The organism is Bradyrhizobium sp. BR14999, assembly GCF_056106085.1.
This window is the reverse complement of record NZ_CM148536.1, coordinates 7,889,944-7,904,193: the sequence shown is the minus strand read 5'-3', so window position 1 is coordinate 7,904,193 and position 14,250 is coordinate 7,889,944. Positions and strand designations below refer to the sequence as shown.

General features: G+C 64.9%; 13 protein-coding genes. 7 read left to right on the top strand and 6 right to left on the bottom strand.

Annotation, left to right across the window (positions count from 1 at the left end; translation table 11 throughout):
- The first annotated feature begins 273 nt into the window (after positions 1-273).
- Entirely contained in the window at positions 274-1,164 is an 891-nt protein-coding gene (locus ACR9YP_RS36980) for an aldose 1-epimerase family protein (protein WP_438111364.1), read from the top strand.
- Between the two features lie 10 nt (positions 1,165-1,174).
- On the opposite strand, the gene ACR9YP_RS36975 is transcribed toward ACR9YP_RS36980, so the two are convergent.
- Both ACR9YP_RS36975 and ACR9YP_RS36970 read right to left on the bottom strand, forming a co-directional pair.
- A complete protein-coding gene (locus ACR9YP_RS36975) occupies positions 1,175-2,023 on the bottom strand; it encodes an MBL fold metallo-hydrolase (RefSeq protein ID WP_438111366.1) in 849 nt (282 codons plus the stop codon).
- Positions 2,024-2,120: 97 nt separating this feature from the next.
- On the bottom strand, positions 2,121-3,278 hold the full coding sequence (locus ACR9YP_RS36970; protein WP_474218353.1) for an acyltransferase family protein: 1,158 nt from the start codon (positions 3,276-3,278) through the stop codon (positions 2,121-2,123).
- A gap of 289 nt (positions 3,279-3,567) precedes the next feature.
- Here ACR9YP_RS36970 and ACR9YP_RS36965 point away from each other — a divergent pair, with 289 nt between their 5' ends.
- Positions 3,568-4,383, top strand: a complete 816-nt coding sequence (locus tag ACR9YP_RS36965) for a response regulator (RefSeq protein WP_438111369.1) — start codon at positions 3,568-3,570, stop codon at positions 4,381-4,383.
- Positions 4,384-4,404: 21 nt separating this feature from the next.
- Here ACR9YP_RS36965 and ACR9YP_RS36960 read toward each other — a convergent pair whose 3' ends face one another.
- Positions 4,405-5,199: a transglycosylase SLT domain-containing protein gene (locus ACR9YP_RS36960; protein ID WP_438111371.1), complete on the bottom strand. Its 795-nt coding sequence runs from the start codon at positions 5,197-5,199 to the stop codon at positions 4,405-4,407.
- Between the two features lie 183 nt (positions 5,200-5,382).
- On the bottom strand, positions 5,383-5,586 hold the full coding sequence (locus ACR9YP_RS36955; RefSeq protein WP_091894083.1) for a hypothetical protein: 204 nt from the start codon (positions 5,584-5,586) through the stop codon (positions 5,383-5,385).
- Positions 5,587-5,712: 126 nt separating this feature from the next.
- Between ACR9YP_RS36955 and pgm the strand changes: the two genes are divergently transcribed.
- The 4 genes from pgm (at position 5,713) to ACR9YP_RS36935 (ending at position 10,445) form a co-directional block, all read left to right on the top strand.
- Entirely contained in the window at positions 5,713-7,359 is a 1,647-nt protein-coding gene (gene pgm, locus ACR9YP_RS36950) for a phosphoglucomutase (alpha-D-glucose-1,6-bisphosphate-dependent) (protein ID WP_474218351.1), read from the top strand.
- A 289-nt stretch (positions 7,360-7,648) separates the two neighbouring features.
- Positions 7,649-8,698 (top strand): aromatic ring-hydroxylating dioxygenase subunit alpha, encoded by a 1,050-nt coding sequence (locus tag ACR9YP_RS36945; RefSeq protein ID WP_438111375.1) that lies wholly within the window; start codon positions 7,649-7,651, stop codon positions 8,696-8,698.
- A 3-nt stretch (positions 8,699-8,701) separates the two neighbouring features.
- Entirely contained in the window at positions 8,702-9,454 is a 753-nt protein-coding gene (locus ACR9YP_RS36940) for a GntR family transcriptional regulator (protein WP_474218349.1), read from the top strand.
- A gap of 10 nt (positions 9,455-9,464) precedes the next feature.
- The gene (locus ACR9YP_RS36935) at positions 9,465-10,445 is read left to right on the top strand and encodes a PDR/VanB family oxidoreductase (RefSeq protein ID WP_438111378.1); all 981 of its coding nucleotides are present in this window, start codon (positions 9,465-9,467) and stop codon (positions 10,443-10,445) included.
- A 214-nt stretch (positions 10,446-10,659) separates the two neighbouring features.
- On the opposite strand, the gene ACR9YP_RS36930 is transcribed toward ACR9YP_RS36935, so the two are convergent.
- Both ACR9YP_RS36930 and ACR9YP_RS36925 read right to left on the bottom strand, forming a co-directional pair.
- Positions 10,660-12,621, bottom strand: a complete 1,962-nt coding sequence (locus ACR9YP_RS36930; protein ID WP_438111380.1) for a putative bifunctional diguanylate cyclase/phosphodiesterase — start codon at positions 12,619-12,621, stop codon at positions 10,660-10,662.
- A 317-nt stretch (positions 12,622-12,938) separates the two neighbouring features.
- A complete protein-coding gene (locus ACR9YP_RS36925) occupies positions 12,939-13,304 on the bottom strand; it encodes a nuclear transport factor 2 family protein (protein ID WP_438111382.1) in 366 nt (121 codons plus the stop codon).
- 306 nt (positions 13,305-13,610) lie between these two features.
- Here ACR9YP_RS36925 and ACR9YP_RS36920 point away from each other — a divergent pair, with 306 nt between their 5' ends.
- Positions 13,611-14,201 (top strand): TetR/AcrR family transcriptional regulator, encoded by a 591-nt coding sequence (locus ACR9YP_RS36920; protein WP_438111384.1) that lies wholly within the window; start codon positions 13,611-13,613, stop codon positions 14,199-14,201.
- The last annotated feature ends 49 nt before the right edge of the window (positions 14,202-14,250 follow it).

Genomic DNA, 14,250 nt, shown 5'->3' with positions numbered 1-14,250 from the left:
CTGCGCCTCAGTCCTGTGGCGAGGGCGTTGCGGACCTCGGCGGCTTACTGTTGTATTCGGCCTAGCGCGACTGCTCCGAAGGTCCGGCGGTGTGACAACCTGGGCGCTGATCATGCGAGTTGCTGCGCGTAGCCGCGGTGTCGAGCTGGCGATGGTCCACACCAAATTCTCTTTTACGTTTCAACGCTCTGTATAAGCAAGCGCCATCGATGACCGTCACGTCTCCGCTGGCGCCGCCTTGCTGCGTATCAGATCGCGGTGTAGATGTCGCGCATGAGCGATGAAACCCACTCCATTCGAAGCGGCTGGCTCAGCGCGGCCATCAAGGCGCACGGAGCCGAGCTGTGCTCGCTCAAGGACGGAGGCGGCATCGAATTCGTCTGGCAGGCGGGGCCGGAATGGCCGCGCCACGCGCCGCTGTTGTTTCCGATCGTCGGGCGCCTCGCCAATGACGAATTGCGGCACCGGGGCAAGACGTATCGGATGACCCAGCACGGCTTTGCGCGCGACAACCGCTTTGCGTGGACGGAGCGCGGCGAGAGCCGCTGCACCCTGGTGCTCGAAGACAGCGAGGCGACGCGTGCGCTCTATCCGTTCGCGTTCCGGCTCACCGCTGCCTATGCGATCGACGATTCCGGCCTTGATCTGACGTTCACGATCGCCAACACCGACAAGGAGATATTGCCGGCGTCGCTCGGCGGTCATCCCGCCTTCAACTGGCCGCTGCAATCCGGACTGGCAAAGGAGAGCTATGCGCTGACCTTTGCGAACGCGGAATCGTCTCCCGTCCGCCGTCTCGACGGCGGCTTGCTGCGCGCGACAACGGCACCAAGTCCGGTCAAAGATAAATCGCTGCCCTTGTCCGAAGCCTTGTTCGTGGATGACGCCATCATCTTCGACCGCATCGAGAGCAGCTCGGTCCGCTATGCCGCGGGGCAGGGCGCATCAACCGGGCCGTGGCTGAAAATGTCCTGGCGCGGTTTTCGCGAGCTCGGCGTCTGGTCGAAACCGTCGGGCGCGCCGTTCCTTTGCATCGAGCCCTGGCGCGGCCATGCCAGTCCCGCCGGCTTCGACGGCGAGTTCACCGACAAGCCCGGCCTGATGCATATCGAGCCGGGAGCGGAAGAACGCTTGTCGTTCCGGATCGAAGTCGGATCGTCCTAGAGCGATGCCTTCAGACCTCGATGCGCGTCAGGTCCTCACCGAGCACGACAGGACCTGAGTAGTCCCGCCGGACATCGTTGAGCAGCGCGTTCAGCATGGAATCGTCGGTGCGCGGCCGGTGATGGGTCAGGGCGAGCTTCTTGACGCCGGCCTTGGCCGCGACCTTGCCGACCGTATCGCCGCAGGCGATCGTGAATTTCGCAAGCCGGCGCAAGTGCTCATTGTTGATTTCTGGCGTTGCGAGGAAGCAGCACTGAACGAGCAGGTCGGCGCCCTCAGCCAGTCGCTCGAGACCGGGGCAGGGGACCGTGTCGCCGGAAATCGCAATGACCTTGCCCTCCGCCTCGAAGCGGTAGCCGAGACACATCCAGCGTTGGAGGAAGGCCCGCGGCATGTCGAGGCCGTCGCCATGCGAGACGAGCTCGGCGCTGACCTTCCAGCGGCCGGTGTCGAGAACGGGACCGGGCACGATGTCCGTTGCGACCACCGGTTTCCAGCCGCCGAAGGCCGGCTCGCCGCGATCCCGCCAGGTGATGTCCTTGTCGTAGACCTGCGTGATCAGCGTATTGACCAGCCGTTCGGTATCCGGAGGGCCATAGATGCGCAGCTCGTCCTTGCGGCCATGCATCCATGAATTCAGCATCACATCGTAGAGGTCGCCGATGTGGTCGAAATGGTGATGGGTGAGAAAGACCGTGTTGATGGCGCCGAGCGGCACGCCGGCCTTGCTGAGCTGCAGCGTGACGCCGCGGCCGGCGTCGATCAGGATGTTCTCGTCGCCGAGCCTGATCAGCGTGGTCGTCGCCATCCGGCGTGGATCCGGGCGTGGGCCGCCGGTGCCGAGCAGTATGACCTCCATGGCGCCACCTCCAGCGTGAAGATTTTTCACAGTAGATTTGAACACGGCAAGCTAAGCAAGCCGCATCAAGGACCAGCGCCGGAACGGAGCAGGCCGCTCAGCGCATGCCGGCCGCGGTGGCGGCGAGGGTCGGCCGGATGGTTGATCGGTCCACTCTCGCGGACGTCAGGCGATGCGCCAGATCTTGCGCATGCCGCTCGACCAGATGCCAGGTCGCGCGGGCGACGAGATAGCTGAGCGCGGCGGTGACGGCATAGGCGATGAGCAGCGAGACCAGCCCGTCCGCGAGCGGCCAGATCTGGCGCAGGCCATAGATCACCGCGAAGTGCGACAAATACATCGAGTAGGAATCGCGGCCGAGCGCCTCGAGCGGCCGCCAGCGGATCGCGAGACGGATGCAGCCGGCGACCAGCGCACCGAGCACGAGATTGATCATCAGATAATTGAATTCATGCGAGCCGGTGGCGCGGTCGGCGATGAAGGACAGTGCGATGAAGACGGCGAAGACCGCGGCATCCGATTTCGCAAAGCCGTCGCGCAGGGAGAAGAACAGCGCGCAGCCGACGAGGAAGACCGGAAGCTGGTTGAGGAAGCTGATGTGCAGCGTGGTCCAGACGAAGGCTTCGTTGCCCGATCCGTAATAGGCCGAGAACAGCGCGAAGGCGAACGGCTTGAACAGGCAGACATTGACGAGATGCAGCACGATCGCGAGCGCGAGATAGAGATGACGGCGTGCTCCGAACGCGATGATCAGAAGCGGAAAGACGAGATAGAACGTCATCTCCGCCGCGATCGACCAGTCGCCCGGCACGACGCTGTTGACGCTGTCCGGCCAGAAGCCGTGCAGGAACGTCGCGGTCAGGATCACCTGAAGCGGTCCGATGCCGTTGGGAGCGTTGGCGCTCGGCCCCGTGCCGTTGACGAGCAGGTAGACCGGGATCGCGAGCCAGAACAGCGACGCGATGCGCAGGAAACGGCGGATATAGAACTTGCGCGCCGGATTCGTTTCGCTGCGCTGCGTCCACATCAGGCACATCGTCATGGCGCTGACGAAGTAGAACACGTTGACGCCGGTCCAGCCGCACATGAAGGCGAAGTCGACGGCGCCGATGTGCGACGGGAACGACTGCGAGACGTGGATCGCCATCACGCCGGCAATGGCGAGACCGCGCAGCAAGTCGAGCGTGTGCGAACGGCCGAAGGACGTTGCGCCTTCTTTGGTTCGACCGGCTGCCAAGCGGGCCTGCCCCTGCATCACGCCTTCTCCATGGCCTCGTGTCTGCGAGTGGGGACCATAGAGGCGGGGCCGGCGTTTCCGAAGCCGAAGGCGTCCTTTACGTTAACGGCGGTTGTCCGGAGCCGGATGTGCCGAATTGGCGGTGTCGGCTCGGCGACGGCCGTGCGGATCATGCTGGCATGATCATGCGCGGGATGAGAATTGTGGGCCAATTCATACTTAATACGTCAAGACCATGACCAATATTGTTTGGGCATCACAACACGCCTAGTATCGCGGCAGGCAATTTCGGGGGCTCGAACAGGTCGTGAATGGTCGTTCACAGGACAGCGCGTTGCGCGAGGACCTGAATTTCCAGGCCGTGCCGCAGACACACAGGACATCCAAGATCGTGGCCGATTCCGCCCGTCCGGAATTGCGCCCCGCCGGCCGCGAGCGGCTGATCGTCGTCGAAGACGATCCGGTGACGCGGACGATGCTGGTCGGCTATTTCAACGAGAACAATTTCGACGTGGTCGGCGCCGGCTCCTGCGCGGAATGCCGCCAGGCACTGCGCGCGCGTACCGATCTCGTCTTCCTCGACGTGCAGCTGCCCGACGGTGACGGCTTCGAGCTTGCCAAGGAAATCCAGGCGACCAGCAACGCCGGCATCATCTTCGTGACGCGCCGCGACACCGACGTCGATCGCATCCTCGGCCTCGAGATCGCCGGCGACCATTACGTCACCAAGCCGATCAACTTACGCGACTTGCTCGCACGCGTGCGCAGCGTGCTGCGGCGGCGCTCGCTCGATCGCAAGGCGGCGCGCAACCACAATTCGATCGCGTTCGGTGATTGGATCATCGACCTGACCCGGCGCGAGCTGCTTGGCAGCGACGGCAAGCCGGTGGCGTTGACCCGCGCCGAATTCGACCTGCTCGCCGCGCTGGTCGGCGCCGACGGCAGGCCGCTCAGCCGCGACTATCTGATCGAGGTGGTCAGCAACCGCCAAGCGGAAGTCGACATCCGCACGGTCGATGCGCTGGTGGCGCGGCTGCGCCGCAAGCTCACCGGCAGCGGCACGCCCGTGATCGGGACCGTCACCGGCGTCGGCTACAAGCTCGCATTAAGCGAACGGCTCTAGCGGCAGATCGGGGCATCGCCGTCAACGCGATGCGACGCGCTTCCATCTTGCTTCGATGCGAGCCTTGATTTGGCTGATCCGGGCCTCATGGGCGGCCCAATAGGCGCGGCTGGCGGCGGCCGTGCCCTGACGATAGCGGGCATAGACGGCTTTGGGCTGCGTCGACATCTTCGGTGCACTTGCCAGTTTTGCCGGCGCCGCGGGAATGGCCGGGGGCGCCGGAGCCGGAACGGCCGCGGCTTCGACGTTCAGCGATGCCGAGTTCATCGCGAGAAGCCGGTTACGAGCCCGGTTGCAATAGACTTGTGACCGCGGGGTCATCGTCTCCTCGCCATGACCCGCCCGATATTTCATGAGCGCACGGCAGAGATCCCCGGCCGCCAGGCGCCAAGCCTCGCTGAGATAAATCACCCCGTAATGGATGTTGATGTCCGGCTCTGCCAGTTCGGCATTGCTTCCGCGGAATCCCAGCATCGCCGCGGTCTCGGGCCGCACCTGCATCAGCCCGATCTCGCCGACGCTGCCGATCACGGCCGGGTTGTACCCGCTCTCGACGAAGACCACCGCTTCGGCGATGTCGGCAGGCAAATGGGTGTTTGCGATCTCTCTCTCGATGATCTTCCGGATCGCGGCGCGGGATGCCGGCGTTTCTCCGGCGCCGAGCTCGGTCCCGCCGTCCGGCAGCGCCGCCGTCGTGCGCGGCTCGTCCGGACCGCCGTCCTTGGCCTGCGCGCAGATCGGAGCCGACAAAAGCAGGGCGACCGCCACGCGTCCCCACGTCGCGCCAAGATTGAAGCGTGTTCGATCCCACAGCATGGGTCTGTGATAGAGCTTCCGAGTTAACAAACCGGCCTTGCGGCGCGGCAGCGGGGACGCATCAACCATAGCATGGTCCCGCAATTTGCATTGTGGTGCCTGCCTCTTTCGAGGCGGCCCCAGGGAAGTAAACGCCATGTGCGGCCGTCAGGAATGCCCTTTGGATGCGCCCGGCCCGCGGCGCTAGCGCTGGCTGGATGCCGCGGAGCGGTCTGCAGCGTCGCTGTGGAGCTCCCGTTCGAACTGCTGCTTCACCTTGGCGAGGTCATGATCCACGGCCGCGTTGCGCAGCATCGGGTTGAGTTCGACGTCGGTTCGCCCGACGTGTGCCGGAGACGATAGCGCCAAGGAACTGGCGAGCAGCAGGGTCGTTGCGAAAATGGTCATATCACTATTCATGGGCCCAAATGCGGCCATTTGTTGCCGGTGTCGGCCAATGGCTTTTGAGTTGGCGCGTGCAAGCCCAATGCTATGGTGCGGCAGGCCTCAATTTGACAAGGACGAGGTATTTCAGTGGCTGATGTTCATCCCGCGGCGGGCAAGCAGGCCTCGCCGGACGCGCTCACCAATATTCCGCGGCTGGTTACGGAATATTTCGCCGGCAAGCCTGATGCGGCCGACCCCGCGCAACGGGTTGCGTTCGGCACCTCGGGTCATCGCGGCACCTCGTTCAAGAACACCTTCAACGAGGGCCACATCCTCGCGACCACGCAGGCGATTTGTGACTACAGAAGAGAAAAGGGGCTGACTGGCCCGCTCTTCATCGGCATCGATACCCATGCGCTGGCAGAGCCCGCGTTGGTCAGCGCCGTCGAGGTGTTCGCGGCCAACGGCGTCGACGTCATGATCGACAAGGACGGCGGCTACACGCCGACGCCGGTGATCTCGCATGCGATCCTGACCTACAACAAGGGCCGTAGCTCGGGCCTCGCCGATGGCGTCGTGATCACGCCCTCGCACAATCCCCCCGAAGACGGCGGCTATAAATACAATCCGCCGCATGGCGGCCCCGCCGACACCGACGTCACCGGCGTGGTCGAGAAGCGCGCCAATGCTTATCTCGCCGATGCCCTGAAGGGCGTGAAGCGCATCGACTACGACAAGGCGCGCAAGTCTTCGAACGTTCACGCCTACGACTTCATCACGCCTTACGTGGCCGATCTCGGCAATGTCGTCGATCTCGACCTGGTCAAATCCGCCGGCGTCACGATCGGCATCGATCCGCTCGGCGGTGCCGCCGTGCATTACTGGCATCCGATCATCGAGCGCTACGGCCTCAAGGCCACCGTCGTGAACGAGGCGATCGATCCGACCTTCCGCTTCATGACGGTCGACTGGGACGGCAAGATCCGCATGGACTGCTCCTCGCCCTATGCGATGGCGAGCCTGATCGGGATGCGCGACCGCTTCGACGTCGCCTTTGCCAACGACACCGACGCCGATCGCCACGGCATCGTGACGCGCACCGGCGGCCTGATGAATCCGAATCATTATCTTGCGACCGCGATCTCCTATCTGTTCGCGCATCGCCCGGACTGGGGCAAGGATGCCGCGATCGGCAAGACCGTGGTGTCGAGCTCGATCATCGACCGCGTTGCGAAAAAGCTCGGCCGCAAGCTGGTCGAGACGCCGGTCGGCTTCAAATGGTTCGTCGACGGCCTCCTCACGGGCTCTTTCGGCTTCGGCGGCGAGGAGAGCGCGGGCGCCTCATTCCTGCGCCGCGACGGCACGGTATGGACCACCGACAAGGACGGCGTCATCCTCGGCCTGCTCGCCGCCGAGATCATGGCCAGGACTGGCCGTGATCCCAGCCAACTCTTCAATGACCTCACCGCCGAGTTCGGCGTGCCCCATTACGCGCGGATCGATGTTGCCGCCACCGGGCCGCAGAAGAACATTTTGAAATCCGTGACGCCCGAGCAGCTCGGCCTCAAGGACCTCGCCGGTGATCCCGTCCGCGCCACCCTGAGCAAGGCGCCCGGCAACGGCCAGCCTTTTGGCGGCATCAAGGTCGAGACCGATTTCGGCTGGTTCGCGGCCAGGCCGTCGGGGACGGAGGACGTCTACAAGATCTACGCGGAAAGCTTCCGCAGCACCGAGCACCTGACGCGGATTCAGGAAGAAGCCAAGGCGGGGCTTGCGAAGGTGTTCGGGGCGTAGGGCGCGGGGCCGGCGCCGCAGGGGGCCCCTCCAGCGGAGCGGTCGCCGTATCCTCCGGTGTCATCGCCCGCGCAGGCGGGCGATCCAGTACGCCGCGGCAGGAGTTGTGTGAACCCAATGTCCGCCGCGGAGTACTGGATTCCCCGCCTTCGCGGGGAATGACGGTGGATAGGTTTGTATACAGAATAGATGGATACGGTAATTAGATGCGCCACCTTTGAGCCTTGAATGATCTCCTTGCCGCCGCTACTGTATACAAAACGTATGCATAAGCCGTGGGAGCGAGCCGATGACAAAACCCTTCCCCATGAACGCCTGGTACGCTGCCGCCTGGGATGCCGAGGTGAAGCCGGTGCTGTTGCCGCGGACGATCTGCGGCAAGCACATCGTGATGTACCGCAAGGCCGATGGCTCGGTGGCCGCGCTGGAGGATGCCTGCTGGCACCGCCTGGTGCCGCTGTCCAAGGGCCGGCTCGAAGGCGACACCGTCGTCTGCGGCTATCACGGCCTGAAGTACAACGCGCAAGGGCGTTGCACCTTCATGCCCTCGCAGGAGACCATCAATCCCTCCGCCTGTGTCCGCGCCTATCCCGTGGTCGAGCGTCACCGCTACATCTGGCTCTGGATGGGCGATCCCGCGCTGGCCGATCCCGCGCTGGTTCCGGACATGCACTGGAATCACGATCCGGCCTGGGCCGGCGACGGCAAGACCATCCACGTCAAATGCGACTATCGCCTGGTGCTCGACAATCTCATGGATCTCACCCACGAGACCTTCGTGCACGGCTCTTCGATCGGTAACGATGCGGTGGCCGAGGCGCCGTTCGACGTCACCCATGGCGAGAAGACGGTGACGGTGACGCGCTGGATGCGCGGCATCGAGCCGCCGCCGTTCTGGGCCAAGCAGCTCGGCAAGCCCGGTCTCGTCGACCGCTGGCAGATCATCCGTTTCGAGGCCCCGTGCACCATCGCCATCGACGTCGGCGTGGCGCCGACCGGCACCGGCGCGCCGGAAGGCGACCGCTCGCAGGGCGTCAACGGCTTCGTGCTCAACACCATCACGCCGGAGACCGAGAAGACCTGCCATTATTTCTGGGCGTTCGTGCGCAACTACCAGCTCGGCGAGCAGCGCATCACCACCGAGATCCGCGAGGGCGTGTCCGGCATCTTCCACGAGGACGAGCTGATCCTCGAAGCGCAGCAGCGCGCAATGGACGAGAACCCGGATCGCATCTTCTACAACCTCAACATCGATGCCGGCGCGATGTGGTCGCGCAAGCTGATTGATCGCATGGTGGCGAAGGAAAACGCACCAACACATCTCCAGGCCGCGGAGTAGACGATGGCCGAACGTGAGGTTGACCGCTCCGTCTCGCAGACCGTGAAGGCACAGCTCGCGCTGCGCGACCAAATCCTGTCGGGCTCATTGCGTCCGGGCGAGCGCATCTCCGAGCTCCAGGCGGTGGAGACGACAGGCGTCTCGCGCACGCCGGTGCGCATGGCGCTGGTGCGGCTGGAGGAGGAGGGCCTGTTGGAGGCGATCCCCTCCGGCGGCTTCATGGTGAAGGCGTTCTCGGAGCGCGATATCTCCGACTCCATCGAGCTGCGCGGCACGCTGGAAGGCCTCGCCGCGCGCTTTGCCGCCGAGCGCGGCGTCTCCGCGCGCGAGCTCGAGCCGCTCAAGGAGTGTCTCGCCGCGATCGACGAATTGCTGCGCCAGGTGCCGATCTCGGTCGACGCATTTTCGTCTTACGTCACGCTGAACGCGCGCTTCCACGCCCTGCTTACGGAATTGTCGCGCAGCCCGCCCTTGATCCGGCAGATCGACCGCGCCTCGGCGCTGCCGTTCGCCTCGCCGAGCGGCTTCGTGATGGCGCAGTCGGCGCTGCCCGAGGCCCAACAGATCCTGATCATCGCCCAGGAGCATCATCGGGTGGTGATCGACGCCATCGAGAACCGCGAAGGCGCGCGCGCCGAAGCCGTCATGCGCGAGCATGCGCGGCTCGCGGTACGAAACCTGCGGCTCGCGCTGCGCAACCGGACCCATCTCGACCTCTTGCCGGCGCTCGCGCTGATCAAGACCGCAACCGATTGAGGCAATCGCCATGCGCTTCATCGAAACCTGGATTCCGGCGACGCTCGTCTCGACGCGCGACCTTGCGCCCGGCATCCGCGAATTCCTGATCCGGCCCGATCAGTTCGACGTCACAGCCTATCCGGTCGGCAGCCACATCAATGTCAGCGTCAGCATCGACGGCCTGCCGGAGACGCGGTCCTATTCGCTGGTCGGCGAAGCTTCGTCCCACGGCTTCAAGATCGCGGTGCGCCGCGCCGAGGATTCCCGCGGCGGCTCGCGCTATATGTGGCAATTAGCGCCAGGCGCGCGGCTCGACATCACGCAGCCCGCCTCGCTGCTCGCGGTGGACTGGGCGCGCGAAAATTATTGCCTGATCGCCGGCGGCATCGGCATCACGCCGATCCTCGGTGCCGCGCAGGCGCTAGCCCGCCGCGGCGCTGACGTCACGCTGCACTATGCCGTGCGTTCGCGCAGCGAAGCCGCCTATCTCGACGATCTCGCCGCGCTGCTCGGCGATCGTCTGGTCGTTCATGCCAGCGACGAAGGCAAGCGCCTCGATCTCGACGCGCTGTTCGCCTCGCTTCCTCAAGGCACGCTCGCGCTGTTCTGCGGCCCGATGCGCATGCTCGATGCCGCGCGCCACGCCTGGATCGGCGCCGGCCATCCGCTTTCAGATCTCCGCTACGAGACGTTCGGCTCCAGCGGCACGCTGCCGACCGAGACGTTCCGGGTGCGCTTGAAGGGCTCGAATGTCGAGCTCGAGATTCCACGCGAACGCTCGATGCTTGACGTGCTCAACGCCAGCGGCCACGACGTGATGTACGACTGCAAGCGCGGCGAGTGCGGTCTCTGCGCCATCGACGTGGTTGCGGTCGACGGCGAGATCGACCATCGCGACGTCTTTTTCAGCGACCATCAGAAGCAAAACAACCAGAAGATCTGCGCCTGCGTCTCCCGCGCGAGAGGCACGATTACGGTCGACACGCTGCTGCGCGCGGACGCGGTCTGACCGAGCCCGAAGCGGCATTCCGTTAGGAGAAATGGATAGCGCCGCGACCTCCACCTCTCCCGCCTGCGGGAGAGGTCGGCGCGAAGCGCCGGGTGAGGGTTCTCTCCTCTTGGGGAGTCCCTCTGCGGAGACACCCTCTCCCCAGCCCTCCCCCGCAAGCGGGGGAGGGAGCGCACCTCCTTCGTGGCCGCACCGATCCTAATCCGATCGAGGCCTACGCCGCGTAAATCGCCCGATACTTCTTCGCGTCCAGCAGCGCCAGCACGGCATCGGCCGCGACCGGCCGGCTGATCAGATAGCCCTGCACCTCGTCGCAACTGATCTGACGCAGATATTCGAGCTGGTCGGCGGTCTCGACGCCTTCGGCGACGACGCCGATGCGCAGGTCCCGCGCGAGCGAGATCACCGACTTCACGATGGCGGCGCAGTCCGGCTGCACCAAGACGTCGCTGATGAAAGACTGGTCGATCTTGATGCGGCTGAACGGCAGCTTGCGCAAATAGGTGAGCGAGGAGAAGCCCGTCCCGAAATCGTCGAGCGCCACGGTGACGCCGAGCTCCAGCAGCGCATTCAGGACTGATTCGGCCGAGCCGTATTTCGACAGCAGCATCGATTCCGTAATCTCGATTTCGAGCCGGCTGGGAGAGACCTTCGCATCGGCAAGCGCCTGCACGATGGTCTGGAGGACGCCGGTGTTGTGAAATTGCGCCGCGGAGAAATTCACGGCGACCCTGATCTCGTCCGGCCATTGCGCCACCGTCGCGCAGGCGCGGCGGATGACCCATTCGCCGATCTCGTGGATCAGCCCGGTCTCCTCTGCGATTGGGATGAATTCGCTCGGGGGCACCAGCCCCCGCGCGGGATGCTGCCAGCGCAGCAGCGCCTCGAAGCCGGTGATGCGGTTGTCGCCGAGGTCGAGGAACGGCTGGAACACCAGGAACAGCTCGTCCCTCGCGATCGCGCCCGCGAGGTCCGATTGCAGCGCCTTGCGGTCGCGCGACACCCTGTCGTCGCTGGTCTCGAAAAAGCAGATCGTGCCGGCTCCCGCCTTCTTGGCGCGATAGAGCGCGGCATCGGCATTCTTCATGACGTCGAGCGGCGAGGTGCCGTCGCGCGGTGCCAGCACGATGCCGACGCTGGTCGCGCCGACGATCTGGCGGCCCTCGATCTGGAACGGCTCGGTGAAGGCCGCGACGAAGCGCTCGGCGATCTCGAGCGCATCTTCCGGCCGCGCCAGATTGTTCATGACCAGCGCGAATTCGTCGCCGCCGATGCGCGCGACATGCTCGGCCGCGCGCGTGCAGCGTTGCAGGCGGCTGGCGACCTGGACCAGGAATTCGTCGCCGGCGGGATGACCGAACTGGTCGTTGACCTCCTTGAAGCGATCGAGGTCGAGCAGCAGCACCGCGAATTCCTCACCGGACAATGCCAGTCGTTTGAGCGCGGCATCGAGCGTTTCGTTGAAGGCGACGCGGTTGGGCAAATGGGTGAGGGGATCCTGCCGCACCGTGCGCTCCGCCTCGATCTGCCGCATCACGCGCCGCGCGAACGCGAACGAATTGACGAACACGCCGCGCAGCAGCACGCTGCCGTAGACCACGACGAGGAAGGCGATCAGCAGGAAGGCGAGATCGCCGTTCCTGCCGAGGCAGATGGCGATGCCGAGGAAGATGGGCGCGGTGAAGGCGATGGCCGCGATCGGAATCGTGGCGAACGCCAGCGCGCCGCCGGCTAGCATGCCCGAGCACAGGCAGGTGATGACGAGCTGGCCGCCGGTCGAAGCATCGGCGAAGAAGGCGACCGGGACGATGCCCCAGGCCGCGCCAAGGATGAAGGCGTTGCGCACCAGCCGGTGCATGGCGCGGCGCGAGACGAATTGCGGTTTGGTGATGCGGCGCGCGGCGTGGGATTGCACGCCGAACCCGATCGCGGCGCTGGCGACGGCGGCCGCCCAGATCAGGGCGGGCATCCTGTCCGGCGACTGCCACAACGCGATGGCCAGCACGATGGCGTTGCAGGCGTTGGCAAGCATGATGCCGACCGAATAGCCGAGCACCAGCGACATCTGCTCGGCCCGGATATGGCCGGCCACCGCCTCGTCGGTTGTGGGACCGCCAAAGGCCGACAGATCGCCGGCGAACAGCCGTGCGAAATAGCTGGTCGTTTGAGTCCGCATTCCAGAGCCTAGCAGCATCGGCCGATTGTCCGGCTAGAAGCGGAAAATTCGCTGCAAACCTTTGACGAACTATGAATTATCCCTAGCTGCCGCAATGGGAGTGAGCACTTCTACGTGTTCAAACGAAGGTATCGATAACAAATCGATACAAATGCGTGATGGCAGGAAATGTTCGCCCCTAACTCCGCTGTCATGCCCCGCGCAGGCGGGGCATCCAGTACGCCGCGGCCCCCCGACTTATCACAGCCGCCGCGGAGTACTGGATCGCCCGCCTTCGCGGGCGATGACAGCGGTGGCAGGGCGAGAGGCAGGCGCGGTCACCGCCCCAGCTGTTTCGGATCGTAGTAAAACCGTTCCTCGACCAGCTGGTCGCCCCGCCAGGTCTGCCACGCGATCTCGTCCAGTGTCCGCGTGACGCCCTCGGCGTTGGTGAAGCTGAAGAGCCAGCGGGTCGCGACGTGGTCGCCCTCGATCAGGCTCGGCCCGACACGCACGGCCTTGACGTCCTTGGATGCCGCCAGCACGCCACGCTCCTTGGCGACGAGCTTGTCGCGGCCAACCGTCGGGGCAGCGTTGTTCTCGTAGGTCACGGCATCAGGCGTGCAGAACTGTTCGATGGCGCCGATGAAGTCTCCGGCTTCCAGCCGCTGCGCAAACGCCTCGACAATGTCACGGCTCGGCATCGAACACCTCACAATCAAAACCGACTGATAGTCGGTAAATACCGACCGATGGTCGAAAAGTCAACTGGCCGCCGGTGCTCGATTGGATTAAAGCGAGAGTGAGTTGAAGCGATGCGAGCCGAGAACTCAGAACACCTCTCCCGTAGGGAGAGGTCGGATCGCATCGAAAGATGCGATCCGGGTGAGGGGTTAGGGTCTCCACTGTGTGCCCGCGGCCCCTCACCCGGATTGCACTGGACGATGCTTCGCATCGCCAGGCACAATCCACCTCTCCCCGTCGGGGAGAGGTGGACCTCGACGAGGCACATGGCGAAGCAGGCGGAACGGCGCGCGGCGACGATGGAAGCGATCCTGACGGCGGCACGCCGCCTGTTCGGGAGCCGAGGATTCGCCGCCACCACCATGGACGAGATCGCGGACGCCGCCCGCATTGCCAAGGGCGCGGTCTATCATCACTTCAAGACCAAGGAGGCGGTGTTCGAAGCCGTGTTCGACCAGGTCTCGCGCGACCTCGTTGTCGAGATCGATAGCGCCGCGCGCGCCGAGAAGGATGTTCTCGCAGCCATGGTTGCCGGTACCCAGCACTACTTTGCGGCGACGGCAAAGGGCCCCACCGGCCAGATCATCCTGCGTGATGGGCCCGCCGTGCTCGGCTGGGAACGCTGGCGCGAGATCGACGCCAAGCACTTTGGCGGCAAGCTGCCGCGCGCGATCGCGGCGGCGATGGAGGCCGGCCTGATCGCGCGCCAGCCGGTCGAGCCCCTGGCCCGGCTGCTGCTCGGCGCCGTCACGGAAGCCGCGGTCGCCTGCGCCGGGCGCGCCGATATCGCAAGGGCGGGTGCGGAATATGCCCGTGCGTTCAGGTCGCTGGTCGAGGCGCTGCGCCTGCGTGCATGATTGTGCTAATGCGAGATCAGTTTTGTAGGCGATGCGAGCCAAGAACTCG